This window comes from Vibrio sp. 10N.222.52.C3 (assembly GCF_041474195.1).
GTDB lineage: Bacteria > Pseudomonadota > Gammaproteobacteria > Enterobacterales > Vibrionaceae > Vibrio > Vibrio crassostreae_C.
Map to the genome: position 1 here is coordinate 35,285 of NZ_JBFRTQ010000013.1, position 24,671 is coordinate 59,955.

The following is a 24,671-nucleotide window of genomic DNA, read 5'->3' on the forward strand; positions in this document are numbered from 1 at the left end:
CCAGAGCCAGAGCCAGAGCGCCAATTTTCGAGTCACCACTCTAGCTACGCAGAAATACGCGCGGCTGAGTTTGAGGTTCCTAACCTTGAAGATGTTCAGAAACTACTCAGCCGTTTAGAGGCGACCAATGTTGTTGATGAACTGAACCTTGATGAGTTGATGGATCAGAACACCCAGAAAATCGCCCAGCAAGCAGACATGCAAATGTTTGATGCCGCGGTTGAGTCTGTTCAAGTGTTCGAAGAGCCAGAGATTCAGGATTGGAATCTTCCAGAACCCGATTTATCAATTGTTGTAGAGCCACCTGTTGAATCGCAGCAAATTGAAGAGTTACAAGCTGAATCGTTGGAGACGGAACAAGTAGAAGTTAAGGCTGTTGAGCCTGAACTTGACGTTCCTGATCCCGAGACAGTTATTGAACCCGAAACTCAAGCAGGAGGTGCTGACCAGTTTACCTCTTGGGAAAGTACGGTTCGCAAAGAAGACTTTCAAGTCTTGTATTTTGATGTAAACGGCGTGACCTTTGCGGTGCCACTTGATGAGCTTGGCGGCATCCATCGCCTTGAAGAGTTAAGTCATATCATTGGTAAGCCAGCTTGGTATTTGGGTTTACAAACCAACCGTGATAGTCAGCTAGATGTGGTCGACACCGCAAAATGGGTGATGTCTGAGAAACTATCAGGTGACGAATACAAAGAAAACTATCAATATATAGTGATGCTTGGAGAGAGCTTGTGGGGCCTGGCGGGCACAGAGCTCAAAGGCACCGAGCTACTTAATACAGACAAAGTACGTTGGCGAGAAATGGCAGGGAAACGCCCATGGCTCGCTGGTATGGTAAAAGAAAAAATGTGTGCTTTGATTCATGTTGAAGCATTAATCGCCATGCTAAACGCAGGGCTAGATGTAAAAGCATTAAGCTAGTAATAAGCATTGGGCTAACAATAAGCATCAAGTTAATAATAGTGGTCGGTAACGACGGCAAGAGGATTATCTATGTCTCATATGAGTGAAGTTGAAGTAAGAAAAGAGCAAACGAATGATGAAGTACTTCAATGGGTGACTTTCCAGCTAGAAGAAGAAACTTACGGCATCAACGTAATGCAAGTACGTGAAGTACTACGTTACAGCGAAATTGCTCCAGTACCGGGTGCTCCAGATTACGTTCTAGGTATTATTAACCTACGTGGTAACGTTGTTACTGTTATCGACACTCGTTCTCGCTTTGGTTTGATGCAAGGTGAAATCACAGACAACACTCGTATCATCGTTATTGAATCTGAGCGTCAAGTAATTGGCATTCTAGTAGATAGCGTTGCTGAAGTGGTTTACCTGCGTTCTTCTGAAATCGACACAACGCCAAGTGTTGGTACTGATGAAAGTGCTAAGTTCATCCAAGGTGTAAGTAACCGAGATGGCAAGCTACTTATCTTAGTAGATCTAAACAAACTACTAAGCGAAGACGAATGGGATGAGATGGCTCACCTGTAATGTTTGAAGCGCTTCCTTTAAGCCCTGTCGCTCTGATATCAGGCGTTGGGGTTTTTACGTTATTTATCCTGATTTTGATTAGCAAAGTAAAACGTGCGATTCAAAAGCAGCTCGATCAGTCACGCCTGCAAGTTCGTAACTTGGACAAAGAGCTTCAAAAATCGAGTAAGCAATTACTTGAGGTTCGCTCTGTTGTGGTTGGCCTTGGCCAGAAAGTGACTGAACAACAAGATCTTATCAAACATTTGAATGAACGTATTGTTGAGCTGGAACATGCGGATACCGATGGACGTTTGTACACACGTGCAACGAAAATGGTTCAGCTTGGTGCCGGGATAAACGAACTGATCGAAGAGTGTGAATTACCTAAAGCGGAAGCTGAGCTGATGATGTCTCTGCAGAACAAGCTTGCTGGTAAAGAGAAAATTCCTTCATTACGAAGCGACCCTTCATCGTACGATCAGCAACCCGATGCCTCTCGCGATCGCAGAGACCCGCCTCGACGTCGTTAAATTGAGCGCTTAATTCGTATTGAGCAATTGATGTTTATTACGTATTCCTCTTAAAAGAAGCTTCGGCTTCTTTTTTTATGCCTGTCCGATCTATATAGAACGATGTTTATAAGTGCTTGTATCTACGACAATATCTTGTTTGTTGATGAAAATGTGTAAATTGTGATGAGGTGGTAACAGTTTCTTACCGACTTTGTTCTATCGAAAACGCCTAGTCCTGTTTTGTCACCATGTTGGTGTGCTACTATAGCGCTCTCATTACTCGACTAAATTTACCTATGCTAGAAGTCTCAAATTTAACTGCTATTCGTGACGACAGGATTCTGTTTGAATCGTTGTCTTTTCAATTGAAACCAGGTGAGCTGGTTCAAGTTGAAGGTCGTAACGGTACCGGGAAAACGACACTCCTTAGGATTATTACTGGCTTAGGCGATCGCGATGACGGCACTATCTCTTGGGATGGTGAGTCTATTGAATCGAGTCGAGATGTTTATCATCAAAATTTACTTTTTCTTGGTCACCAAACAGGTGTAAAGCGCGAACTTAGTGCTTATGAGAATCTGAGCTTTTATCAGTCTATTCACAGTGGCGGTACCAGCAAAGAAGAGCTTTATCACGCGCTGGCTCAAGTGGGGCTTGCGGGCAGAGAAGACGTACCTGCGGGGCAACTTTCAGCAGGCCAACAGCGCCGAGTAGCGTTGGCTCGCCTGTGGTTGAGCAAGCAAATGTTGTGGATTCTCGATGAGCCGCTGACTGCCATCGATAAGCAGGGCGTGAAAGTTCTCGAATCTCTTTTTTCTCAGCATGCAGACAACGGTGGCATTGTGTTGTTAACCACACACCAAGATATGTTTGCTGATAGCCCGAAACTAAGAAAAATAAAGTTGGGTGAGTAATATGATCTCTTCAATGACCACGATTATCCGACGCGAACTGCTTATCGCGTTTCGACGTCAAGCGGATATCTTTAACCCTTTGTGGTTCTTCATCATTGTTATAACTCTATTCCCTTTGAGTATCGGCCCTGAGCCAAACCTACTTGCGCGTATTGCTGCGGGTATTGTTTGGGTGGCCGCTTTGCTCTCTGCACTGCTCTCTTTAGAACGTCTTTTTCGCGACGATTTTCAAGATGGCGCGCTTGAGCAGATGATGCTGATGCCCATCCCGTTGCAGTTGGTAGTATTGTCCAAGGTCATAGCACACTGGTTGTTGACCGGGTTACCATTGATTTTAATCAGCCCATTATTGGCTGTTTTGTTGTCTTTAGATTTTGATACATGGCTCTCAGTTGTGTTGACCTTGCTGGTAGGAACACCCGCATTGAGTTTTATTGGTGCGATTGGTGTTGCGTTAACCGTTGGGTTACAGAAGGGCGGAGTCCTGTTAAGCCTGTTAATCTTGCCGCTTTACATCCCCATTTTGATTTTCGCGACGTCAGCGATTGACGCTGCGGCTTTGGGCGTTGCGTACAACGGCCAATTGGCGGTGCTTGGGGCAATGTTAATGGGTGCGATGACTATGACGCCTTTTGCGATCAGTGCCGCACTTAGAGTGAGTGTGAACTGATTGGGGTTCCGTTATCGTATAGCCAATGTGAACCAAATGTGACGATTGGACTCATAGAGTCAATAAAACTGAAAGCAAGACAAATAAAATTATTATAATTATAGCTTTAATAGCTGTAAGCAATATGAAGTAAGAGTGAGATTACAACATGTGGAAATGGCTCCATCCCTATGCCAAAGCAGAAACCTCTTATCAGCTTGCTGGTAAACTTTTGCCATGGTTTTCGATCCTAGCGCTATTGTGTCTATCCGTCGGTACCGTGTGGGGGCTTGCATTTGCGCCTTCTGATTACCAACAAGGCGATAGCTTCCGTATCATCTACATCCATGTACCGTCTGCAATCTGGTCTATGGGCGTTTACATGTCGATGGCGATTGCTGCCTTTATCGGTTTGGTATGGCAGGTAAGGCTATCAGACATGGCCGCACTGGCGATGGCACCGATTGGTGCTGTGTTTACCTTCATTGCGTTACTAACCGGCGCTGTTTGGGGTAAACCAATGTGGGGCGCCTGGTGGGTTTGGGATGCGCGTTTAACCTCAGAGCTGATTCTTCTATTCCTATACTTGGGTGTGATTGCACTACACCACGCTTTTGACGACCAAAAAACAGCAGCAAAAGCGGCAGGCATTTTGGCTATCGTTGGTGTCATCAACCTACCTATCATTCACTTTTCAGTAGAGTGGTGGAACACACTTCACCAAGGCGCGACGATCACTAAGTTCGACAAGCCTTCTATTTCAAGTGACATGTTATGGCCGCTTCTTCTTAACATCTTCGGCTTCGCCTTTTTCTTTGGTGCTGTGACTATGGTTCGTTTCCGTAACGAAATCATCAGTAAAGAAAGTCACCGTCCATGGGTTCGCAAGCTTGCGGCTGAAAAAGCGTAGTAGGGTAGGTAATTATGTATTTTGAATCTTTGAGTGATTTCTTTGCCATGGGAGGCTATGCCTCCTATGTATGGAGTGCATTTGGAATCACATTTCTCGCGATGATCATTTTACTGGTCGTAAGCGTTCGTCGTGGTAAGCAATTACTAAATGAAGTACAAGCTAAGATTGATCGTCAAGCTCGTATCGATGCAGCAAAAAATATGGAGAACACTCTATGAACCCAAGACGTAAAAAGAGGCTGGGCATTGTCTTAGCGATCTTTTTTGGTATCAGTGCGACTGTTGGATTGATGGTTTACGCACTTAACCAGAACATGGATCTGTTCTACACACCAACTGAGCTGGTCAACGGCAAAGATGGTAAAAAGCCTGAAGTTGGTCAACGCCTACGTATTGGTGGCATGGTCGTAGTCGGCTCTGTAAGCCGTGACAATGAATCACTACGTGTAAGCTTCGATTTGGCGGATGTAGGCCCTAAAGTAACAATTCTATACGATGGTATCCTTCCTGATCTTTTCCGTGAAGGCCAAGGTATTGTTGCTCAGGGTGTCCTTAAAAATGCAACGACAATCGAAGCGTTTGAGGTGTTGGCAAAGCACGATGAAGAGTATATGCCTTCTGAAGTTGCGGAAGCAATGAAGAAAACCCATGAGCCTTTGCAATACACGACTGAACAAAAAGAAGGAAATGCTCAATGATAGCCGAGATCGGCCATTTTGCGATGATCCTGTCCTTGGGACTTGCATTGCTGCTAAGCGTGCTCCCATTGTATGGAGCCGCTCGAAATAACACATTATTGATGAACAGCGCACGACCGTTGTCGTGGGGTATGTTCGGATTCTTAGCGATTTCGTTCTTTATCTTGTGTTACGCGTTTTACACAAATGATTTTACGATTCAATACGTAGCAAGTAACTCAAACAGCCAACTACCTTGGTACTACCGAATTACGGCGGTTTGGGGTGCGCACGAAGGTTCATTACTGCTTTGGGTTCTCATCCAAGCGGGTTGGACTGTAGCAGTAGCGACATTCAGTCGTGGTATGCCTCAAGAGTCTGTGGCTCGCGTTTTGGCTATCATGGGTCTGATTACTGTCGGCTTCTTGCTGTTCATTATCGTGACGTCTAACCCGTTCTTACGTACATTGCCTTTCTTCCCTGTAGATGGCCGCGACTTGAACCCACTACTGCAAGACCCGGGTTTGATTATTCACCCGCCAATGCTTTACATGGGTTATGTAGGTTTCTCGGTAGCGTTCTCTTTCGCCATCGCTTCTCTAATGAGTGGTCGTTTAGATACGGCATGGGCTCGTTGGTCTCGTCCTTGGACAATCGCAGCTTGGTTATTCCTAACAGTAGGTATCGCACTAGGCTCTTGGTGGGCTTACTACGAACTTGGCTGGGGTGGCTGGTGGTTCTGGGATCCAGTAGAAAACGCTTCATTCATGCCTTGGTTGGCTGGTACTGCGCTGATGCACTCACTAGCGGTAACAGAAAAGCGTGGCACATTTAAAGCTTGGACAGTATTGCTGGCTATCTCTGCATTCTCGCTAAGCTTACTAGGTACATTCTTAGTTCGTTCAGGCATCTTGGTATCGGTTCACGCGTTTGCGTCGGATCCTGCTCGCGGTATGTTTATCCTAGGTTTCCTAGTCTTCGTTATCGGTGGTTCACTGCTGTTGTTTGCTGTTAAAGGCGCATCGGTTCGTGTTCGTGGTAACTTCGATCTGGTTTCTCGTGAAAACGCACTGCTTGGCAACAACATCTTATTGATTGCAGCCCTAGTGGTTGTGTTAGTAGGTACGTTATTACCACTAGTTCACAAACAGTTAGGCTTGGGATCGGTATCTATCGGTGCACCATTCTTTGATATGTTGTTCTTCTGGTTAATGATTCCGTTCTCGTTCTTGCTTGGTATCGGTCCTCTGATCCGCTGGAAACGTGACAACCTGTCTAAGCTTGTTAAACCAATGCTGATTTCAGGTGCATTCTCACTGGGCTTGAGTGCGCTAATGGTTGCTCTATTGGCTGACCGCTTCAGTGGTACTGCGTTTGCTGGCTGGGTAATGGCATTCTGGATCATCTTCATGCACGGCTTTGAGCTGCATGAACGTGCGACTCACCGTCATACGTTTATGAAAGGTCTAACTAAGTTGCCTCGTAGTCACTGGGCGATGGTGTGTGGTCACATCGGTTTAGCCGTGACAGTGATTGGTATCGCGATGGTGCAAAACTACAGCATCGAACGTGATGTGCGTCTGGCGCCAGGTGAAAGCTACCAGCTTGAAGAATACAGCTTCCTGTTTACAGGGGTTCGTGACAAAGATGGTCCTAACTACGATGGTTACATTGCTGACTTTGAAATTACTAAAGAAGGCAAATACATCAACACGCTCCACGCTGAAAAACGTTTCTACACCACAGCTAAGTCTATGATGACAGAAGCAGCGATTGACCGTGGCGTAACGCGCGACCTTTACATTGCAATGGGTGAACGTTTAGACGACAACAAATCTTGGGCTGTACGTATCTACTACAAACCATTTGTACGTTGGATCTGGGCTGGTTCTTTGATCATGTCGATTGGTGGCGCTATTGCTATCAGTGACCGTCGTTACCGTTTCCGTAAGCCAACAAAAAAGTCGGCTGAAGAGCAGGAGGCTTAATTCGAATGAACAAGAAGATTTTATTCATTCCATTGATTGCGTTCATGGTTCTAGCTGGAATCTTTGCAACGCAATTAATGCGCAACCAGTCGGGTGATGACCCGACTAAGCTTGAATCAGTATTGATTGGTAAGCCTGTTCCTGAGTTCGGTCTAGAAGACTTAGAACAACCAGGTAAGTTTCATGATCAAGCGATCTTTAAAGGTGAGCCACTGCTTCTTAACGTGTGGGCGACTTGGTGTCCTACTTGTTATGCAGAGCACTCTTACCTGAACAAGCTTGCGGATCAAGGTGTTAAGATCATTGGTCTTAACTACAAAGATGATCGCAACAAAGCGGTTGGTTGGTTAAAAGAACTGGGTAACCCTTACTTAATCAGCCTGTTTGATGGCAATGGCATGCTAGGTCTTGACCTTGGCGTGTATGGCGCGCCTGAAACTTTCCTAATCGATGCTAACGGCGTGGTTCGCTACCGCCATGTTGGTGACGTGAACCCAACCAACTGGGCATCGACGCTTGAGCCGATGTATCAAGAGTTGCTGGAGGAATCGAAATGATTAGAAAGGCACTGATTGCTCTATTCGCTACGTTCGCAATTTCAGCGACAGTTTCTGCTGCGCCTATCGAGTTCCATGAATTTGAAACCGTGGATCAAGAACAGCAGTTTAAAGAGTTGAGTAATACGCTGCGTTGTCCTAAATGTCAGAACAACACGATTGGTGATTCGAATGCTGAGCTAGCGGTCGACTTACGCCAAAAAGTGTACGAGATGACAAAAGACGGCAAGTCGAAGCAAGATATCATTGATTACATGATTGCTCGCTACGGTAACTTTGTGACTTACAATCCACCACTGACACTAGCTACATCGATCCTTTGGATTGGTCCGTTTGCGGTGGTTGTGTTTGGATTTGGTTTGATTATTTTACGAAGCAGAAAGTCAAAATCAAAAGCAGCAGTAGAGTCAGATAAAGACTGGGATGCAGACAAAGAAGCTCGCTTAAAAGCGTTACTCGATGAAGAGAACGACGGAGATAAGAAGTAATGACTCTATTTTGGATTTCTACCATTATCCTTTCGCTAGCGGCAATTTTCTTAATTGTTCTGCCTTTCATTAACAAGAAGGCAAACAATGACGAGATGCTTCGCGACGAGTTGAATAAAGCGTTCTATAAAGACCGTCTTGTCGAGTTAGAAGTAGAAGCAGAGGAAGGTCTTGTTGATAACCAACAAGAACTGATCGCTGATTTGAAACAGTCTCTGCTTGATGATGTTCCTGCACAAGAAGAGATGAAGAAAACTCAAATCTCTACGCTTGGTGTGGTTGTACCGTCGATCATTCTTGTCGTGGCTGTGACTTATGGTATGTACTTTAAGTTCGGTGCGTTGGACAAAGTTCAACACTGGCAAGAAGTGAGCTCGAACCTTCCTGAATTGTCTAAAAAGCTAATGTCATCGGAAGGTGGTGCACTAACGGATGATGAGTTGGAAGATTTGACTCTAGCGCTTCGTACTCGTCTGCATTACCAACCAAAAGATTCAACAGGTTGGTTGCTACTCGGTCGTATTGCACTGGCTAACCGCGACGCTGAAACAGCAAAAGATTCTATGGAACGAGCTTACAAGCTTGAACCTAAGAATGAAGATGTTCAGTTAGGTTTCGCACAAGCACTGATGCTTTCTCCTGATGAAGCTGATCAAAACCAAGCTCGTTTGATTTTGAGCCGTTTGATTCAAAACGATTACGTTGACCTTCGTGTGTTCTCTCTGCTTGCGTTTGATGCGTTTGAGCGTCAAGACTACCCAGGTGCTGTGAAGTACTGGAGCATCATGCAACAGATGATTGGTCCACAAGACAGTCGCTATGAAATGCTTTCTCGCAGTATTGAAAGTACTCAGAAGAAAATGGGTGATACTATGGGTGTCGACCAAGGCAAGACTGTTGCTGTAACGCTCGATCTATCTGCAGACGTGAATGCTGACCCTAACTCAGTGTTAATTGTGTCAGTACACAGAGCGGATGGTTCTCCAATGCCTATCGCAGCCGCTCGTTACCCACTAGGGACTTTCCCTCGTACTGTTGTGCTAGATGACGGCAACAGCATGCTGGAAGGACAAGAGCTGTCTAGCCTTGAAACTCTGATGGTTAGAGCTAGGCTTGATACAGACGGCAACGTTTCAACTCGCGAAGGTGATTGGTACGGTGAAAGTGAAGTGGTTGAATTGGGCGATCCAGTCACCATTGATATCAATAAGCAATATTAATCATCATTTTGCATAGGTGTTAGCTATTCCGATTTTCAGATAAACGGTATAGACTTAGCCAAACAATTGAGGCCAGCGATTGCTGGCCTTTTTTATTATTTGAATTCCTTATGGAAAAGGTGATATGTCTGTCAGTGTTTTAAGACTCTCGAGTTTACTTTTTATCGCAAGCTTAACGGTTGGGTGTTCAAGTGCGCCGGACGAAAGTGTTAACGATGATAACCTCGAAACCTCTGAATACGTCGAAGAGTTCCACCCGAATGATCCTTTTGAAGGCTTCAACCGAGCGATGTGGGATATCAACTACGAATATCTAGATCCTTATTTAGTTCGCCCTGTTTCCCTCGCTTATGTTGACTACACCCCTGTGCCAGTACGTTCTGGTATCTCCAATTTTCTAGCCAACTTAGACGAACCATCAAGCATGGTGAATAACCTCATTATGGGCAATGGTGAAAAAGCACTCGACCATTTCAATCGTTTTTGGATTAACTCAACGATTGGTTTGTTAGGCTTGATCGATATTGCCAGCGAAGCTGGGATCACAAAATACGATGATAAGTCGTTCTCTGATGCGATTGGTCATTACGGGGTAGGGAATGGTCCGTACTTCATGGTACCGGGTTATGGCCCAGTAACAACGCGCGAAGTGACTGAAACCGTTGATGGTATGTATGTGCCTCTGTCTTTCTTGAACTTCTGGGCTAGCTTAGGAAAGTGGGCATTCGAAGGCATGGAAACACGTGCTCAGTTAGTGTCACAAGAGGCGCTCTTGGATAACTCTCCTGATCCATATGCATTAACGCGTGATGTTTACATTCAACGTCGTGATTTCAAAGCCGAGATTGAACCTGAAGAGGTCGACCTTGAAGAAGAAGATTTGATCGATGGTTATCTAGAAGATTACTAGAAACACGATTTAGAAAACCGATAAAAGAAAGGCTCGATGTTGATGCAACATCGAGCCTTTTTAATATTTTCTACTTTTAGGGCGGTAGATTAGAAGCGGTAGTTCGCTTGGATACCCACTAACCAGATGCTACCAGTCACTTCACCTTCGAAGTCACCACCAAATAAACTCGCTGCAGCATCGGTTTCATGCATTTTAGCGTCTTTCGCTAGAATGTAGGTGAAGCCTGCGTCTAGTGTAAGTTGTTCAGACCATTGGTAGCCCGCACCAATACTTAACCAAGTACGGTCTGTTTCTGGAATCGTAGCAGTACGGTGCTCTTCACTTACTGCGGAAGTGTCGTAAGCAATACCAGAACGTAGAGCCAGCTTAGGTGTCATTTGGTAAGTGGTGCCAACTGCAAAGCGGTAGTTATCTTCCCAGTTTTCATTTTTGATTAACTCAGTATTGCTGCGATCTGACAGGTTCGCTTCAAGCTTGTCAAAGCTACTCCAATCCGTCCAGTTAATGCTCGCGTGAATCGCAACTTTATCAGTCAGTTGGTGAAATGATGCAATTTCAGCAGTTGCTGGAAGAGTTAAATCCATAGAACCATCGGTTTTGATATCATGCTTAGCAGGGTTAAATAGGTTGAAACCAGCGCCTGTTGCGTATCCTTCGAGAGTAAGATTTACTTCCGATTTATAGGCAAAACCTACGCGGTGACTTTCATTGATCTGCCATGCGGTACCAATTTGCCAGCCCCAAGCGGTATCATCACCTTCCATATATTTTAATGTATCGCCTGCGTCTACGATTCCAAATGCAGGGGCTGTAGCCGTTGCTCCAATACTACCTTCTGCCATGATGTAGCGAATACCACCACCAATTGATACATTTTCAAGTATTTGGTATGCAGCATTTAAGTTGAATTCCATGCTGATTACGCTTGCTTCATTGCCGTGGTTTGCACCAGCAAAGTCAGTACCTAGGTCGGTTTCCATACCATAGTTGGTGCCTGCAGCGAAGCCCAATGCGAACTTGTCGTTGTACTTATGAGAAACATAAAAACTTGGAATCACAGCACTGTGGGCGAAATCTTTGCTACTTGCTGGAGTATTTCCGCCAGAGGTACCGTCGATATCAATGTTCGGGTCAACATAGATTGCACCAACAGAAACTTGAGTGCCTTCTAGGTAAGTCAGCATGGCAGGGTTGCGCCATTGTGCGTCTGCGCCGTCTGCCATTGCAGCTTCACCCGCGTATGCGCGGCCAAGACCGGTCGCTGAGTATTCTGCTAGTTGAAAACCTGCCGCGTGAGTCACTGTAGAAGTCGAAAGTAGTCCAACTGCCACTGCAGTAGATAGAAGAGTCTTATTCATTTTCATGTTCGCTGAATCATAAGTATTTAGTGGCGTGATTCTACTTTTAGAGTCATTACTTTAAAAATGAAATTCGAATAAAACAGTGTTTTAGGGATTTAATGAGTAAATGTGTTTAATTATTAGAGAAATAATCTAAATGTTTCGGCTGTGTTGCTAAATTTGAGCGTACACTTGTAGTCATATATTGACCTTGCAGGCTACAGCTGTAAGCTTAAATTGATGTAGGTCAGTGGTTTAGGTAATAAAAAAGGGTCGCATTATGCGACCCTTTGGGATTGTTAACTTCGATTATATTAGAAGCTGCGGCTGTACTGTAGACCCATTAGGATTGCATCTGCACGAGTTGTTGCTGAAATTGACGAAACAACAGAAGTTGATTCATTAACTTTAACATCGTCGCCCATTAAGTATGTGAAACCAAAGTCTACGTTTGACGCTTCGTTGATGTGGTATGTGAAACCAGCTGAGAACCATTGGCGATCTGAATCTGGCACTGAAACTGAAGTTACTTCATCTTGTGCGCTAGTGTCATACATGTAGCCGGCACGAAGTGTCCAATCACGATTCATGTAATATGTACCACCTAGAGAGTAGTGCATACCATTTTGCCATTCGTAATTATTTAGAACACCCGCTTTTTCTGCTTCTAGCTTGTCAAATGAGCTCCAACCAATCCATTGTACTGAATAGTGAACCGCGAATTTAGTATCTTCGATTTTGTGAAAGCCAGAGAACTCAACAATATCAGGTAGAGGCATATAAAGAGTATCATCTTTATATTCAGTGCCTTGGTAACTGATATCTCCTTCAGCTTCAAGTTTCGGAGAGTAGTGATAAGCCAAACCAAAACGGTTGTTTTCATTCAATTCGAAAACAGTACCAAGGTTAAAGCCTAAAGCCCAGCCATCGGCTTCAGCGTCAAGGACCGTTTGCCCTGGTTGTGGTAAAGGAAGCGGGATCCCGCCTGTGCCTGACTCTGAGCTCATTGTTCGTTTTAGCTCGCCTTTACCGTAAATAAGGTCAAGGCCTGCACCAAAGCTCCACTGTTTGTTTAGACGGTATGAACCAGCTAAACCAAAGTTAACACTTTTTACATCTGTTAGGCCGCCGTATTCACCACCCACATAGCTATCGCTGAATTCAGTTTTTGTACCGAAGTTAGAATAAGCATTTACACCCCATGCAAATTTATCATTTACTGGAACGATTAGATGAATGTTTGGTGCAATCGAAGTATCGCCAGCATCGTCATAGTCAGCATTGCTAGAATTACCGCCCATGAAGCCAGTATAAGTAGCATCTTTAACTTCAATCATAGAAGTGATGCTTTCAAAACCAAGAGATAGTTCAGTTTTGTCAAACAGTGCCATTGCCGCAGGGTTACGTGCCATTACTGACGCGTTATCTGCGATTACTGCATCACCAGCGAAAGCACGGCCGATACCGGTAGCTGATTGTGCGTTAAGTTGGAAACCTGCTGCCATCGCTTGCGAAGACGCCAGTGTAATTGTTACTGCTAAAAGAGACTTTTTAAACAGACGCGTGTTGTTGGTAGTCATTCATTTATTCCTTTATATATCCGCCTCTACAGGGCGATTAATTTGAGCAATTGCTCAATGGTGGCTGATCCTATTCGCAAGTATACGATATACAAATCCGACCATTGGGAATTTTGAGTGGAAAATTATGGAAATGACGCCTATCTGGCACGAAAATGGTGTGAAATGCTATTTTTTAGAGTTTTAACTCTAGAGGTATTGGTGGTGTGAATGGTTTTGTGGTTTATTTATAAATAAAGCCCAGCAATATCAGTAATATAATTGCTGGGCCTTTTGTGACGGGGCTTTAAGAGCGAATTAGCTCATTGGTTTGATCATTTTTGTCAGCTTTTCGGCGATTTTGGAAACATCCTCACCATTTTCACCCACAAGGATTAAGCTGCTGCCATCTACGGGTGTTACCGAGCCGGACATGCCTTTTTCATCAAAATCGATAGGTTTGTCTGTTGGAATACCGGTTAAAAACAGTGTTACTTTGCCTTTTGCGCCTTGGAAGACCATATGTACTGCGTTGGATTTACCAAAGCCACAGTGGTTTAGGTAATAAACATGGTAAGGGAAAGCGTCATCAAACTGAAAAGCAAATGGGTTCATTTTTGCGTTGATCTGCTGCGATGTAACCTGTTCATCGATGCTACTAACAAAGCTCTTCTCATCAACAACATGCTTCATCGCTGTATCAACTAAACTAGCTTGCGCAGGTGAAACGAATGCATTTCCCCAATTCACTTGGCCAACTAATAAACCTGCAACGAATGCTACTGAGGCGGCCATTGCCATTGCTCGTCTCGCAAACGTTGGCCTTACTACTTTGCTTTCTTCGCTTGAGGTCTGATTGAACAGAATACGATCAGCAAGATCGTCTGGCACATCCACATTCATCGCAGAGTGGATCTGTTTATCAAGCGCTAGTACATCGTCTAAGAAGTTACTATTGGCTTCGCTATTCGCGGTCGCATCAACAATATCTTGTGTACGTTGTTTAGGTTCCGACAATACACGACGACGAAATTCCAAATCATCCATTATGTTGCCCCCTCTCTGCCTCTTCTGTATCCAACAGCTCTTTCAACTGATTTCGAGCTCTGAATAAACGTGTCATCACCGTGTTTTTGTTGAGATCGAGAATATCGGCAATCTCATCACCACTAAAACCACCAATCACTTGCAAGAAGAGAGGTTCACGGTAATCAATTTCAAGTTTCATGATCTGGGCTTGCAACCACTGATGCTGATGGTGCGGGTCATCACTGACACTAGCATCGTTACCGTGATCGTCGATATCAACCAGATCAAACTGTTTGCGTTCAAAACGTCGAGCGTTCTCGCGTCTCAAGATGGTAATCAGCCAAGATTTGGCGGCTTTTTCATCTTGAAGGCTATCGAGTGACTTCCATGCACGAAGGCAAGTTTCTTGAACTAAGTCTTCGGCAATGCTTTTGTCTTTGCATAACCAATAGGCGTAGCGAAAGAGGTCACGATGATAGGCGCGCACAAGTGCTTCGTATTTTCTTTGTTTGTCCATATCAGAGTTGACCGGACGCTTGGCTGTTTTCTTTCCAAACATTTTTATTATTGACACACGAGCCTCCATAATTGCTCTGCGTATAGCTGTCCTCTATACGTTGTGCTTCGTTTTTATATTTTTAGAGCTAACGATCGGCAGGAAATCGTAAAATCACATTAAAATTGATCTACTTCAAAATCTAAGGCCTCGAACTCGTTATAGTACACCTTGTCGTCTAGTTAGTCATTCGTGGCTAGCATGTTGAGCAAGACGACACTTCCTTTTGAAGGCTGACTTTACTTTCTCCTAATCAGGAAACTGATTATTTCAATTGGCGCTAAGTTAATTGCTTTATATACATTCCGACCACACAGCTTTGTGTGGTTTTTTTTTGCCTCAAGAAAACCATTCCCTACACAGCGATAACAGTCTTTGCTTACAATAGTTTAGTCTCTTACGGCAACCTTTCCCCCAAAAAGGTTCGCCTGAATGCGCAGTTATATTTTCAAACAGTGAGATACTCGTATCACGTTTATTTAAACGCTCGTTTGATTTAATTAACAACTTCTTTACAATGCTTCAGGTCAGACCTCTTAACTTTAAGGAGAAACCATGGGCAAACAGGAAGTCAAAACGCGTTCTGGAGAACGTGTTGCCGTTGTCGCTGGATTACGAACCCCATTCGCTCGTCAGAGCACAGAATTTAGCCAAGTGCCTGCGGTCGACTTAGGCAAAATGGTTGTGAGTGAAATGCTTGCAAGAACGGATGTCGATCCTGCGCTTATCGAACAAGTTGTGTTCGGCCAAGTAGTGCAAATGCCAGAAGCGCCGAACATTGCGCGTGAAATCGTGTTGGGCACAGGCATGAACATCAATACCGATGCCTACAGTGTCACACGAGCATGTGCGACCAGCTTCCAAGCGGCAGTTAACGTGACCGAAAGCATTATGGCTGGCACGATTGATGTCGGTATTGCAGGCGGTGCGGACTCTTCTTCTGTATTGCCTATCGGTGTTTCGAAAAAGTTAGCGGCAAATCTATTAGCGCTGAGTAAAACGAAAACTATGGGTCAAAAGCTGAAGATTCTTAAAACGCTTTCCGTAAAAGATTTGATGCCAGTACCACCTGCAGTTGCAGAGTACTCGACCGGTTTATCCATGGGACAAACGGCTGAGCAAATGGCTAAGACGCATGGTATTACTCGCGAAGCTCAAGACGCACTTGCTCACCGTTCTCACTCTTTGGCTTCTCAGGCATGGAAAGAAGGCAAGATTAAAGACGAAGTGATGACTGCATTCCCGGCGCCTTACAAAAAGTATCTAGCGGAAGACAACAACATTCGCCACGACTCAACGGTTGAAGGATACGCCAAGCTGCGTCCTGCTTTTGATAGAAAGTACGGCAGTGTAACGGCAGCCAATGCTACGCCTCTTACCGATGGCGGTGCAGCAGTGATGTTGATGCGCGAAGGTAAAGCGAAAGAACTAGGCTTAGAAGTGCTTGGTTATATTCGTGGTTATGCGTTCTCAGCGATTGGTGTTGAAACAGATATGCTGATGGGCCCGACTTACGCGACCTCACAAGTATTAAAGAACACCGGTTTAGAGTTGTCAGACCTAACACTGATCGAAATGCACGAAGCATTCGCTGCCCAAGTTTTGGCTAACGTGAAAATGTTCGCAAGCGATGAGTTTGCACAGAAGAATCTTGGCCGCGATAAAGCGATCGGTGAGATTGATATGGAGAAGTTCAACGTGCTGGGTAGCTCGATTGCTTACGGACATCCGTTTGCAGCGACTGGCGCACGCATGATGACTCAAACATTACGTGAACTGAAACGTCGCGGTGGCGGCTTGGCACTGAACACAGCGTGTGCGGCTGGTGGTTTAGGTGCAGCAATGATCTTGGAGGTAGAATAATGTCTACGACTCTTGATGCAACAACAGAAAAAGAAACAGTCGCTCAACCAGATTCAACCTCTGCGACTGAATCAACCAAAAAGAAAGCGACAGCATTTACTCTCAATATCGATGAGCAAGATATTGCTTGGTTAGCGATTGATGTACCAAACGAGAAAATGAACACGCTGCAAGCGGCTTTTGCTGAAGAAATGAAAGCCATCTTCGAGCAACTCAAAGAAAAGCAAAGCCGAGTTAAGGGCCTAATCGTTCATTCTCTTAAGCCAGATAACTTTATCGCTGGTGCTGATGTAAGAATGCTTGATGCGTGTAAAACGGCTGACGAAGCACAGTCTCTGGCTCGCCAAGGGCAGGAGATGTTCCAAACTCTGTCTGAACTGCCGTACCCAGTGGTCGCAGCGATTCACGGACCATGTTTAGGTGGTGGTTTAGAGCTTGCACTGGCGTGTGATTACCGCGTATGTACCGATTCAGATAAGACTCGCCTTGGTCTGCCAGAAGTACAACTAGGCTTATTGCCGGGTTCTGGCGGTACACAGCGTCTACCTCGCCTTATCGGTTTGTTACCATCTCTTGACCTAATCCTAACGGGCAAGCAACTGCGAGCTAAGAAAGCGAAATCGCTTGGTGTTGTGGATGCTTGCGTGCCTGAAACTATCCTGCTTGAAGTCGCTAAGAGCTTTGTTGAAAAGAATACGGGCAGTAAAAAAGGTAAGCGTCTTGCGTCGAAAAGCCAAGCGTCGACCAAAGAAAAGCTGATTTCACGTAACGGCCTTGGTCGTAAAGTGATTTTTGAACAAGCTTCTAAGAAGACTAATCAGAAAACACGCGGCAATTACCCAGCAGCGGATGCGATTCTAGATGTCATTCGTTATGGCCTTGAGAACGGCTTTGACAAAGGTCTTCAGTATGAAGCGAAGCGTTTCTCTGAACTGGTTATGACTTCAGAATCTAAAGCCCTTCGTTCTATTTTCTTTGCGACTACGGAAATGAAAAAAGAGCACGGCGCAGACGCAGAACCCAAAGCGGTTAAGCGTGTTGGTGTGCTTGGCGGTGGTCTTATGGGCGCAGGTATCAGTCATGTCAGCGTTGCTAAGGCGAAAGTACCTGTGCGCATTAAAGACGTATCAAATGAAGGTGTACTGAACGCGCTTAACTACAACTTTAAGTTATTCGATAAGCAGCGTAAGCGTCGCATCCTGAGCCGAGCGGGTCTTGAAAGTAAGATGCTTCAACTGTCTGGTGGTATCGACTTTACCAGTTTTAATCACACCGATGTGGTGATTGAAGCGGTATTTGAAGACCTCGACCTTAAGCAGTCAATGGTTGCGGATATCGAAGCTAATGCCAAGCCAGAGACTATTTTCGCGACGAATACGTCTTCACTGCCAATCCATAAAATTGCAGAGAAGGCACAGCGACCAGAAAACGTGGTCGGTCTTCACTACTTCAGCCCTGCAGAAAAAATGCCGTTGGTTGAGGTTATCCCCCATGAAACAACCTCTGAAGAGACGATTTCTACGGTTGTCGCATTAGCGAAGAAGCAAGGCAAAACACCGATTGTTGTCAAAGACACAGCTGGTTTTTATGTGAACCGTATTCTTGCTCCGTACATGAACGAAGCAGCGCATTTACTGCTAGCGAACGAGCCGATTGAAAAGCTCGACAGCACGTTATTGGACTTCGGTTTCCCGGTTGGCCCTATCACATTGCTAGATGAGGTGGGTGTTGATATCGGAGCTAAGATCATTCCTATTTTAGTGAATGAGCTTGGCGATCGTTTCCAAGGACCTGATGTGTTCGACATTCTGTTGAATGACAACCGTAAAGGCCGTAAGAGTGGCAAAGGTTTCTACACTTACAAAGGGAAGAAGAAGGAAGTCGATAAGTCAGTTTACAAGCTGCTTAAGCTGCAACCAGATCCTAAGTTGAGCGATAACGATATCGCGATGCGCTGTGTGTTACCTATGCTAAACGAAGCGGTTCGTTGTTTGGATGACGGTATTATCCGCAGCCCTCGTGATGGTGATATCGGTGCGATTTTCGGTATCGGCTTCCCTCCATTCCTAGGTGGTCCGTTCCGCTACATGGATCAAATCGGTATTAAGTCATTGGTTGAGATGATGAACGATTTCGCTAAGAAGTACGGTGATCGTTTTGCGCCATGTGATGGCCTACTGACACGTGCTGGTTTGGGTGAGTCTTTCTACAAGTAACTCTCTAATTCATTGATTAAGAAGCCCGCATCAAGCGATTGATGCGGGCTTTATTTTTATGGAGACATGCTAGAGATATGAGATTCCCGACTCAGTCGTTCCTCCTTCTCGGGAATGATGATTGAGAGATAAAAAGTAAGTTATTGCGTTGATTAGAAAGGTGGTCAAACACACGTCAATCAAAACTACCGTCATCTCCTAAAGCGACGAAGGAACGTAATAGGAGATCTGCTTTTGGACTGCATCCAATAAAAAAGGTTGATGCTTTCACATCAACCTTATGATTTTCATTCCAGCTTTATCAGCCTAGCTCAGTATCTTTCGGGCGTAACTGAAACTCATCAATAGAGCCAATTTCAACACCTGCTGACAGCTTCTCTTCCTCATTATGAGCATTACCGTGAGCATGCATAATCAGGCGATTTGCCGTGCGTGGTTTTAGCTGGCTAACCACAAAACGCATCATGTCTGAGCGAGTTAACCCCTTAAGGTCTTCCAATACGCGCTCTCTCTGGTTGAATTCAACATCCTTATTGCCTATCGCAACCCATAAGCGCTGAGCTCGCCCTCGCAAAGTCGTATCTGGTGCCGAAATCTGATTCCAGAGACCGCGCTTACTGCTGTGCCATTGATAGTCGTTAAGCTCCAACAGCACCATGTAAAAGGCATTGAGGAACTCATCTATTGAAGCTAACAAGTCAGCAGGGGCGGCATTCGGTGATTGCACATACAACACAATACCAGGGTGTCGGTTGAGCGGCATATTGCCAGTACCGACCATGTAACCTAGCTGCTGCTTGGTTCGTATCTCATGGAAGAAAGTGGCCGACATCAAATGGTTTGCCAATGAATACAGCGCGATATTTTTAGGTGAAATATCAGGGCATTGGTAATAAACCACAATTGCTGAATCATCTTGGTTACACACCACTTCACGTTGGAAGCTGCCGTTTTCACCGAGCATGATGAGCGGACGCAGTGATTCTTCGTAAGCCTGATCTTGAACACGCAGTGCATCTTTTAGCGTTTCAGCCATCTTGTGTGCATCGGCTTTTTTCCAGTCGCCATACACAAACATCTCAACATGAAGTTCCGCCAAGATTGCTTGAACAAAAGAGGAGAGCTCATCGACCTCTATCGTTTCTAGGGCTTCAATTAACACGGAATAAGGCGGGTTATTTGGTTGAAGTATCCCAGTCATTGCATTAAACAACTGCGAAATAGGGCGATCTTGCGACGCGTTGTTCCAGTTTCTGAGCAATTGATGCTTGATGGTTTCGAAGCGTGTTGGACTAAAGTCGCGTGCTTGGAAACGTTCAAGAATCATATTGAGCAGTTGTGGCTGTTTCTCGCTAAACCCGGACAGAGTGAGCGTTACACCGCCCTGATGGGTGTACATGTTGTAGCCCATTCCGGCGATTTCAGCCTGATACGTATCTTTTTCGAGTGAGTCTAAGAACATCTCTACGCACAAGCGTGTTTTAACGATATTTCTTGGGCTAGCAACTGAGTGCGGGCTATCGATAGCGACATACACCACACCTTTAGGAACTCGAAATTGATGGTCTTGCAGGTGCCACAGCTTAAAGCCGTCGAGCTCTTCTAACAGTTGTGGGAACTTAGCGTCACCTTCCAGTTCAGTCGGGTCTAGATCGTAGCAAATAAACGGGTTTTTGCTTGGGAGTTCAAACTGCCAACCGGGGTTAATGCACGTAAAGCATTGAACTTGTTCAGCGCTAAAAGGTGTGACCGAGTAGGGAGTAAAGTACCACTTCGCTTCCCTGTCATACTCGAATCCCTGAGCAACAATGGTCGCTCGCATGTTGTCTACGGTTAAGTAAGGCAGCAAAGAACGCTGTAATTCGTCATCGAAATGCGACATTTTGTAATCGCCATACACCACATCTTGCTCTTGGTAGTGCTGCATGTTGATGACGAGGTGGCTGACGACATCAAGCGGTCTTGCTGGCTCTTGAAAGCGGAAAGCAGACTCTAAAACGGCGCGTTTTTCTAGGTAGCGCCACTCTTCTATGCCTTGTTGTTCGACTAACTTGATGTACTGAAATATCGCTTGGATGATGTTATCGGTTTTGGTTAAACCTTCTATGGTCAATGAGCAACTGACTGTGAAATCACGGTAGTTACTGCCACTCGCGCCACCACCTGCAGAGAGAGATGTTATCCAGCCTTTCTCTTTGAGTTGCATCATCAAACTGCCTTCACCTTCGTAACCTAAAAGGTGGGCAAAGAACGACAAAGGCTTAACGCCGTAGTGTTCGTCCATGCTTGGCATCGGGAAGGTTAAGATCAGTTTGCGCACTTCTTTAATCGGCTCAACGCGGACTTGTACACCCGTACTTAACTCGCCGACAATCGGAACTTCAACCTTTTTGCCTTGTAGGTTGTGATTGGTGATTGAGCTAAAGCGATCCTCAACCCAGCTTTGCATCTCATCTAACGACTGATTGCCAGACAGTGTCAGTGTCATCAAGTCAGCAGAGTATTGTTGCTGGTGGAAAGCCAAGATCTCTTGTCGAATCGTCTCGCCGTTTCTGTCACCCAACGTATCGATATTACCGACAGAAAACTTCGAGAATGGGTGATTGTGATTCACCAGTTCTTTGGTAACTTGGTACAAGCGTCGTGAGTCGTCGTTGAGTTTCATCTTGTATTCGGAGTCAACGGCTTGGCGTTCTTTGTCTAACGCTTCTTCGTTGAAAAGGGGAGCGGTAAAAAATTGGCTGAAGCGATCGAGTGCGGTTTCAAAGGCATTCAATTCAACATCAAAAAAGAAGCAGGTGTGCTCTGTTCCTGTCCAAGCGTTGTTGCTACCGCCATGCTGGCTGATAAAACTTTGGAACTCTCCGACCTTTGGATACTTTTCAGTTCCCAAAAATAGCATATGCTCTAAGTAGTGAGCTAAACCCTCTCGGTCTGTAGGGTCATCAAAATGCCCCACATTGACGGCTAATGCGGCTGCTGCTTTTTGAGCATTTTGATCCTGAACTAACAGTACACGTAACCCGTTATTTAAGGTTATGTAGCGGTATTGATGTTCATCATTTGGGCTTAAGTGCACAGGAGCATCTCCAGAGAAGGTGGTTTTTAAATTATGTACCCGATGATTCGGCGTGCAAACCTTGTGATCATATTTTGGGATATGAAGTGCTTTTTGGCGATTTCTAAATCACTTTTATCGATTTTTATCAGTAATTTATTTTCTTTTAACAAGATTGTTAAGAAAGTCGAACTCTTTGGCAAGTGACTTGATATAATTATTTATATTGACTGCGGTTTCTCTGGATTGAGAGCCAAACCTAAGTAGCGTTTCGCTGATATATGGGATATATCGACTTTCGACATGTTACGAAGACAGGATTGAACATGAAAATATTCATTATGCGCCACGGTGAAGCAGAACATTTTGCCAACTCGGATGCAGAAAGAGCGTTGACCAAGCGCGGGAAAATGGCTTCTCTTGCCGTGGCACAAGCTGCAAATGAGCAGGGGATTAGTCAATTCGATAAAGTGCTGGTGAGCCCATATTTAAGGGCACAAGAAACGTGGTTAGAGATCTCTCAGGCGTTTTCTGGAAAGAAAGTAGAAACCTGTGATGATATTACGCCTTATGGAATGTCCGACGATGTGTTTGATTTGACCTTAGCAATGGCTGAAGTAGAAAAACTAGAGACCATTTTATTTGTTTCTCATTTACCTCTAGTTGGCTACCTAACTGCAGAGTTTGCAACAGGCATGGCGCCGCCTATGTTTCCCACTTCGGGCCTAGCGTGTATCGACTTCAACCTTGAGACACAAAAAGGTGAGTTGCTTTGGAACATCAATCCATAAGCTCGTTGAGCTCTGTTTGATGACAAAGTTGCAGACAATTAGAAAGGGCATCTCAATATGATTGGGATGCCCTTTGTTGTTTTTTGGTGAGAGAGAGTTTGTTAACCAGAATTACTTCTCAGGAACCGAAAGCAAGACTAACAGCGCGCCATTGCCGCCAAACTCTAACGGTGCTTGGTGGAAAGCCATCACGTCTGGGTGCTGTGCTAACCACAAAGGCACCTTCTGTTTAAGGATGTGTTTACCGATACCGTGTTGAACACAGGCACACGCCACGCTCTCTTTCACGCAGTGCGCAATCATCGCGCCAAGCTCACGTTTGGCTTCTTGTTGAGTCATACCATGCATATCGAGATACACGTCAGGCACGTAGACACCACGACGGAGGCGCTTGACCTCATATTTAGAGACATCATCACGCGCATAACGCGTCGGACCGTCTTCGCTAAGATGCGGAATGAACTCATCCGAGAAATAAAACTCGCTATCACTGGCTTGTCTTGCCGTTCGAGTAATTTCTTTTTGCTTGGCATTTCTTTTTGGCTGCTGGACTATGGTATCCTGTTGCAACTTTTTAACGCCCTTTACTGCATCGTTGAACAGGGCGAAATCGTCATCGAAGTCGGTGTCTTTTTTGCTCATCAGGTTATGAATTCTAATTAGAAACGTAATTAGCAGTATTGTAGCGCTTTTCGGAGACAATTTTGGATAAGATTTTTGTAGAAGAAGCGGTATCAGAACTACACACGCTTCAAGATGTGATTCGTTGGACTGTTAGCCGCTTTAACGCAGCGGGCCTATTTTATGGTCACGGCACTGATAACGCGTGGGATGAGGCAGTACAACTTATCTTACCTACTCTTTATCTGCCGATTGATGTTCCTTCGCATGTGATGAACTCTCGTCTAACGAGCAGCGAACGTCTACGTATTGTTGAGCGCGTAATCAAGCGTATTAATGATCGTACACCAACGGCTTACCTAACCAACAAAGCTTGGTTCTGTGGTCTTGAGTTCTTCGTTGATGAGCGCGTTCTTGTGCCTCGTTCTCCAATTGGTGAGCTGATCGAAGCTCAATTCCAACCTTGGTTAACTGAAGAGCCAACTCGCATCATGGATATGTGTACGGGTAGTGGTTGTATCGCTATTGCTTGTGCTCACGCATTCCCAGACGCTGAAGTAGATGCGATTGATATCTCTACTGACGCATTGCAAGTTGCAGAGCAGAACGTTCAAGATCACGGCATGGAGCAGCAAGTGTTCCCAATCCGTTCAGATCTTTTCCGTGATTTGCCAAAAGAGAAATACAACCTGATCGTATCTAACCCACCTTACGTGGACGAAGAAGATATGAACAGCCTGCCAGATGAGTTTACTCACGAGCCAGAACTTGGCCTAGCAGCGGGTACAGACGGTCTGAAATTGGTTCGTCGCATCTTAGCTAATGCACCAGACTACCTAACTGACGACGGTATTCTTATCTGTGAAGTTGGTAACTCAATGGTTCATATGATGGATCAGTACCCAGAGATTCCATTCACTTGGATTGAATTCTCTAACGGTGGTCATGGCGTATTCATGATCACTCGTGAGCAGCTTGTTGCTTGCGCTGATGAGTTCTCTATCTACAAAGACTAGGTTTCAATTATTAGGTTAGTGCCCCTATCTTAGGGCTGTAAGCTTAGAACCTGACATCTAGTAAGACGTTCGATTTGAAACGTTTTTATTTAAACGCCATGCAGCAATGCATGGCGTTTTTTATTGCCTAGATTAAAGATGTTTGCATTTATATCGACGACGTTAAGCGCAATATTTAGTTGTATGAGGGCTTATTACATATTGGTGTTTAATATTTAGTCGTTTTAGTGAGTTAAGGAGGATTCACGATGAGCTTTGATACATGGATTTATTATTTATTAGCGGTGCTAATTTTAACGGCATCACCAGGCCCAAGTTC

At 44.9% G+C, this 24,671-nt stretch carries 23 protein-coding genes and 1 pseudogene; 18 read left to right on the forward strand and 6 right to left on the reverse strand.

The window, feature by feature from the left end; translation table 11 throughout:
- The 13 genes from AB4517_RS01855 to AB4517_RS01915 form a co-directional block, all read left to right on the forward strand.
- A partial coding sequence (locus AB4517_RS01855) for a chemotaxis protein CheW (protein WP_372082571.1) occupies window positions 1-924 on the forward strand: 924 nt, incomplete at its 5' end.
- A gap of 72 nt (window positions 925-996) precedes the next feature.
- Window positions 997-1,491, forward strand: a complete 495-nt coding sequence (locus AB4517_RS01860; RefSeq protein WP_017064109.1) for a chemotaxis protein CheW — start codon at window positions 997-999, stop codon at window positions 1,489-1,491.
- A complete protein-coding gene (locus tag AB4517_RS01865) occupies window positions 1,491-2,003 on the forward strand; it encodes a DUF2802 domain-containing protein (protein ID WP_017060660.1) in 513 nt (170 codons plus the stop codon). Before AB4517_RS01860 ends, AB4517_RS01865 begins: the two co-directional genes overlap by 1 nt.
- A 278-nt stretch (window positions 2,004-2,281) precedes the next feature.
- The gene (gene ccmA, locus AB4517_RS01870) at window positions 2,282-2,899 is read left to right on the forward strand and encodes a cytochrome c biogenesis heme-transporting ATPase CcmA (RefSeq protein WP_017060659.1); all 618 of its coding nucleotides are present in this window, start codon (window positions 2,282-2,284) and stop codon (window positions 2,897-2,899) included.
- 1 nt (window position 2,900) lies between these two features.
- A complete protein-coding gene (gene ccmB / locus AB4517_RS01875) occupies window positions 2,901-3,569 on the forward strand; it encodes a heme exporter protein CcmB (protein WP_017060658.1) in 669 nt (222 codons plus the stop codon).
- Between the two features lie 148 nt (window positions 3,570-3,717).
- Entirely contained in the window at window positions 3,718-4,458 is a 741-nt protein-coding gene (locus AB4517_RS01880; protein WP_017064107.1) for a heme ABC transporter permease, read from the forward strand.
- Window positions 4,459-4,472: 14 nt separating this feature from the next.
- Window positions 4,473-4,679 (forward strand): heme exporter protein CcmD, encoded by a 207-nt coding sequence (ccmD, locus tag AB4517_RS01885; RefSeq protein WP_009848525.1) that lies wholly within the window; start codon window positions 4,473-4,475, stop codon window positions 4,677-4,679.
- Window positions 4,676-5,158 (forward strand): cytochrome c maturation protein CcmE, encoded by a 483-nt coding sequence (gene ccmE, locus AB4517_RS01890; protein WP_017060655.1) that lies wholly within the window; start codon window positions 4,676-4,678, stop codon window positions 5,156-5,158. Before ccmD ends, ccmE begins: the two co-directional genes overlap by 4 nt.
- Window positions 5,155-7,125 (forward strand): heme lyase CcmF/NrfE family subunit, encoded by a 1,971-nt coding sequence (locus AB4517_RS01895; RefSeq protein ID WP_048661502.1) that lies wholly within the window; start codon window positions 5,155-5,157, stop codon window positions 7,123-7,125. Before ccmE ends, AB4517_RS01895 begins: the two co-directional genes overlap by 4 nt.
- A 5-nt stretch (window positions 7,126-7,130) precedes the next feature.
- Window positions 7,131-7,682 carry a DsbE family thiol:disulfide interchange protein gene (locus tag AB4517_RS01900; RefSeq protein WP_017060653.1) on the forward strand — a complete coding sequence of 184 codons (552 nt, stop codon included), beginning with the start codon at window positions 7,131-7,133 and terminating at the stop codon, window positions 7,680-7,682.
- Entirely contained in the window at window positions 7,679-8,170 is a 492-nt protein-coding gene (locus AB4517_RS01905; RefSeq protein ID WP_102321165.1) for a cytochrome c-type biogenesis protein, read from the forward strand. Before AB4517_RS01900 ends, AB4517_RS01905 begins: the two co-directional genes overlap by 4 nt.
- Window positions 8,170-9,390 (forward strand): c-type cytochrome biogenesis protein CcmI, encoded by a 1,221-nt coding sequence (ccmI, locus tag AB4517_RS01910; RefSeq protein ID WP_372147807.1) that lies wholly within the window; start codon window positions 8,170-8,172, stop codon window positions 9,388-9,390. The genes AB4517_RS01905 and ccmI overlap by 1 nt, the downstream gene beginning before the upstream one ends.
- Before the next feature lie 124 nt (window positions 9,391-9,514).
- Complete coding sequence (locus AB4517_RS01915; protein WP_372147808.1) at window positions 9,515-10,300, forward strand: VacJ family lipoprotein; 786 nt, start codon at window positions 9,515-9,517, stop codon at window positions 10,298-10,300.
- An 89-nt stretch (window positions 10,301-10,389) separates the two neighbouring features.
- Here the strand turns inward: AB4517_RS01915 and AB4517_RS01920 are convergent, their stop codons facing one another.
- The 4 genes from AB4517_RS01920 to AB4517_RS01935 form a co-directional block, all read right to left on the reverse strand.
- Window positions 10,390-11,667 carry an outer membrane protein transport protein gene (locus AB4517_RS01920; RefSeq protein WP_372147809.1) on the reverse strand — a complete coding sequence of 426 codons (1,278 nt, stop codon included), beginning with the start codon at window positions 11,665-11,667 and terminating at the stop codon, window positions 10,390-10,392.
- A 290-nt stretch (window positions 11,668-11,957) separates the two neighbouring features.
- Window positions 11,958-13,223 (reverse strand): outer membrane protein transport protein, encoded by a 1,266-nt coding sequence (locus AB4517_RS01925; protein ID WP_372147810.1) that lies wholly within the window; start codon window positions 13,221-13,223, stop codon window positions 11,958-11,960.
- A 297-nt stretch (window positions 13,224-13,520) separates the two neighbouring features.
- The gene (locus AB4517_RS01930; RefSeq protein WP_017060647.1) at window positions 13,521-14,249 is read right to left on the reverse strand and encodes a DUF3379 domain-containing protein; all 729 of its coding nucleotides are present in this window, start codon (window positions 14,247-14,249) and stop codon (window positions 13,521-13,523) included.
- Window positions 14,242-14,790 carry a sigma-70 family RNA polymerase sigma factor gene (locus AB4517_RS01935; protein WP_017060646.1) on the reverse strand — a complete coding sequence of 183 codons (549 nt, stop codon included), beginning with the start codon at window positions 14,788-14,790 and terminating at the stop codon, window positions 14,242-14,244. Before AB4517_RS01935 ends, AB4517_RS01930 begins: the two co-directional genes overlap by 8 nt.
- A gap of 552 nt (window positions 14,791-15,342) precedes the next feature.
- Here AB4517_RS01935 and fadI point away from each other — a divergent pair.
- Both fadI and fadJ read left to right on the forward strand, forming a co-directional pair.
- A complete protein-coding gene (fadI, locus tag AB4517_RS01940) occupies window positions 15,343-16,650 on the forward strand; it encodes an acetyl-CoA C-acyltransferase FadI (protein WP_371721004.1) in 1,308 nt (435 codons plus the stop codon).
- Complete coding sequence (gene fadJ / locus AB4517_RS01945) at window positions 16,650-18,866, forward strand: fatty acid oxidation complex subunit alpha FadJ (RefSeq protein WP_050635203.1); 2,217 nt, start codon at window positions 16,650-16,652, stop codon at window positions 18,864-18,866. Before fadI ends, fadJ begins: the two co-directional genes overlap by 1 nt.
- 301 nt (window positions 18,867-19,167) lie before the next feature.
- Here the strand turns inward: fadJ and AB4517_RS01950 are convergent, their stop codons facing one another.
- On the reverse strand, window positions 19,168-21,945 hold the full coding sequence (locus AB4517_RS01950; protein ID WP_102320194.1) for an insulinase family protein: 2,778 nt from the start codon (window positions 21,943-21,945) through the stop codon (window positions 19,168-19,170).
- Window positions 21,946-22,250: 305 nt separating this feature from the next.
- On the opposite strand from AB4517_RS01950, the gene sixA reads away from it, so the two are divergent.
- Window positions 22,251-22,715, forward strand: coding sequence for a phosphohistidine phosphatase SixA (gene sixA, locus AB4517_RS01955; protein WP_017064097.1), 465 nt, complete (start codon window positions 22,251-22,253; stop codon window positions 22,713-22,715).
- 111 nt (window positions 22,716-22,826) lie between these two features.
- Here the strand turns inward: sixA and smrB are convergent, their stop codons facing one another.
- The gene (smrB, locus tag AB4517_RS01960; protein WP_017064096.1) at window positions 22,827-23,357 is read right to left on the reverse strand and encodes an endonuclease SmrB; all 531 of its coding nucleotides are present in this window, start codon (window positions 23,355-23,357) and stop codon (window positions 22,827-22,829) included.
- A gap of 62 nt (window positions 23,358-23,419) precedes the next feature.
- On the opposite strand from smrB, the gene prmB reads away from it, so the two are divergent.
- Window positions 23,420-24,352 (forward strand): 50S ribosomal protein L3 N(5)-glutamine methyltransferase, encoded by a 933-nt coding sequence (prmB, locus tag AB4517_RS01965; RefSeq protein ID WP_017060640.1) that lies wholly within the window; start codon window positions 23,420-23,422, stop codon window positions 24,350-24,352.
- A 248-nt stretch (window positions 24,353-24,600) separates the two neighbouring features.
- Window positions 24,601-24,671: pseudogene (locus AB4517_RS01970) on the forward strand (LysE family translocator); the annotation flags it as partial.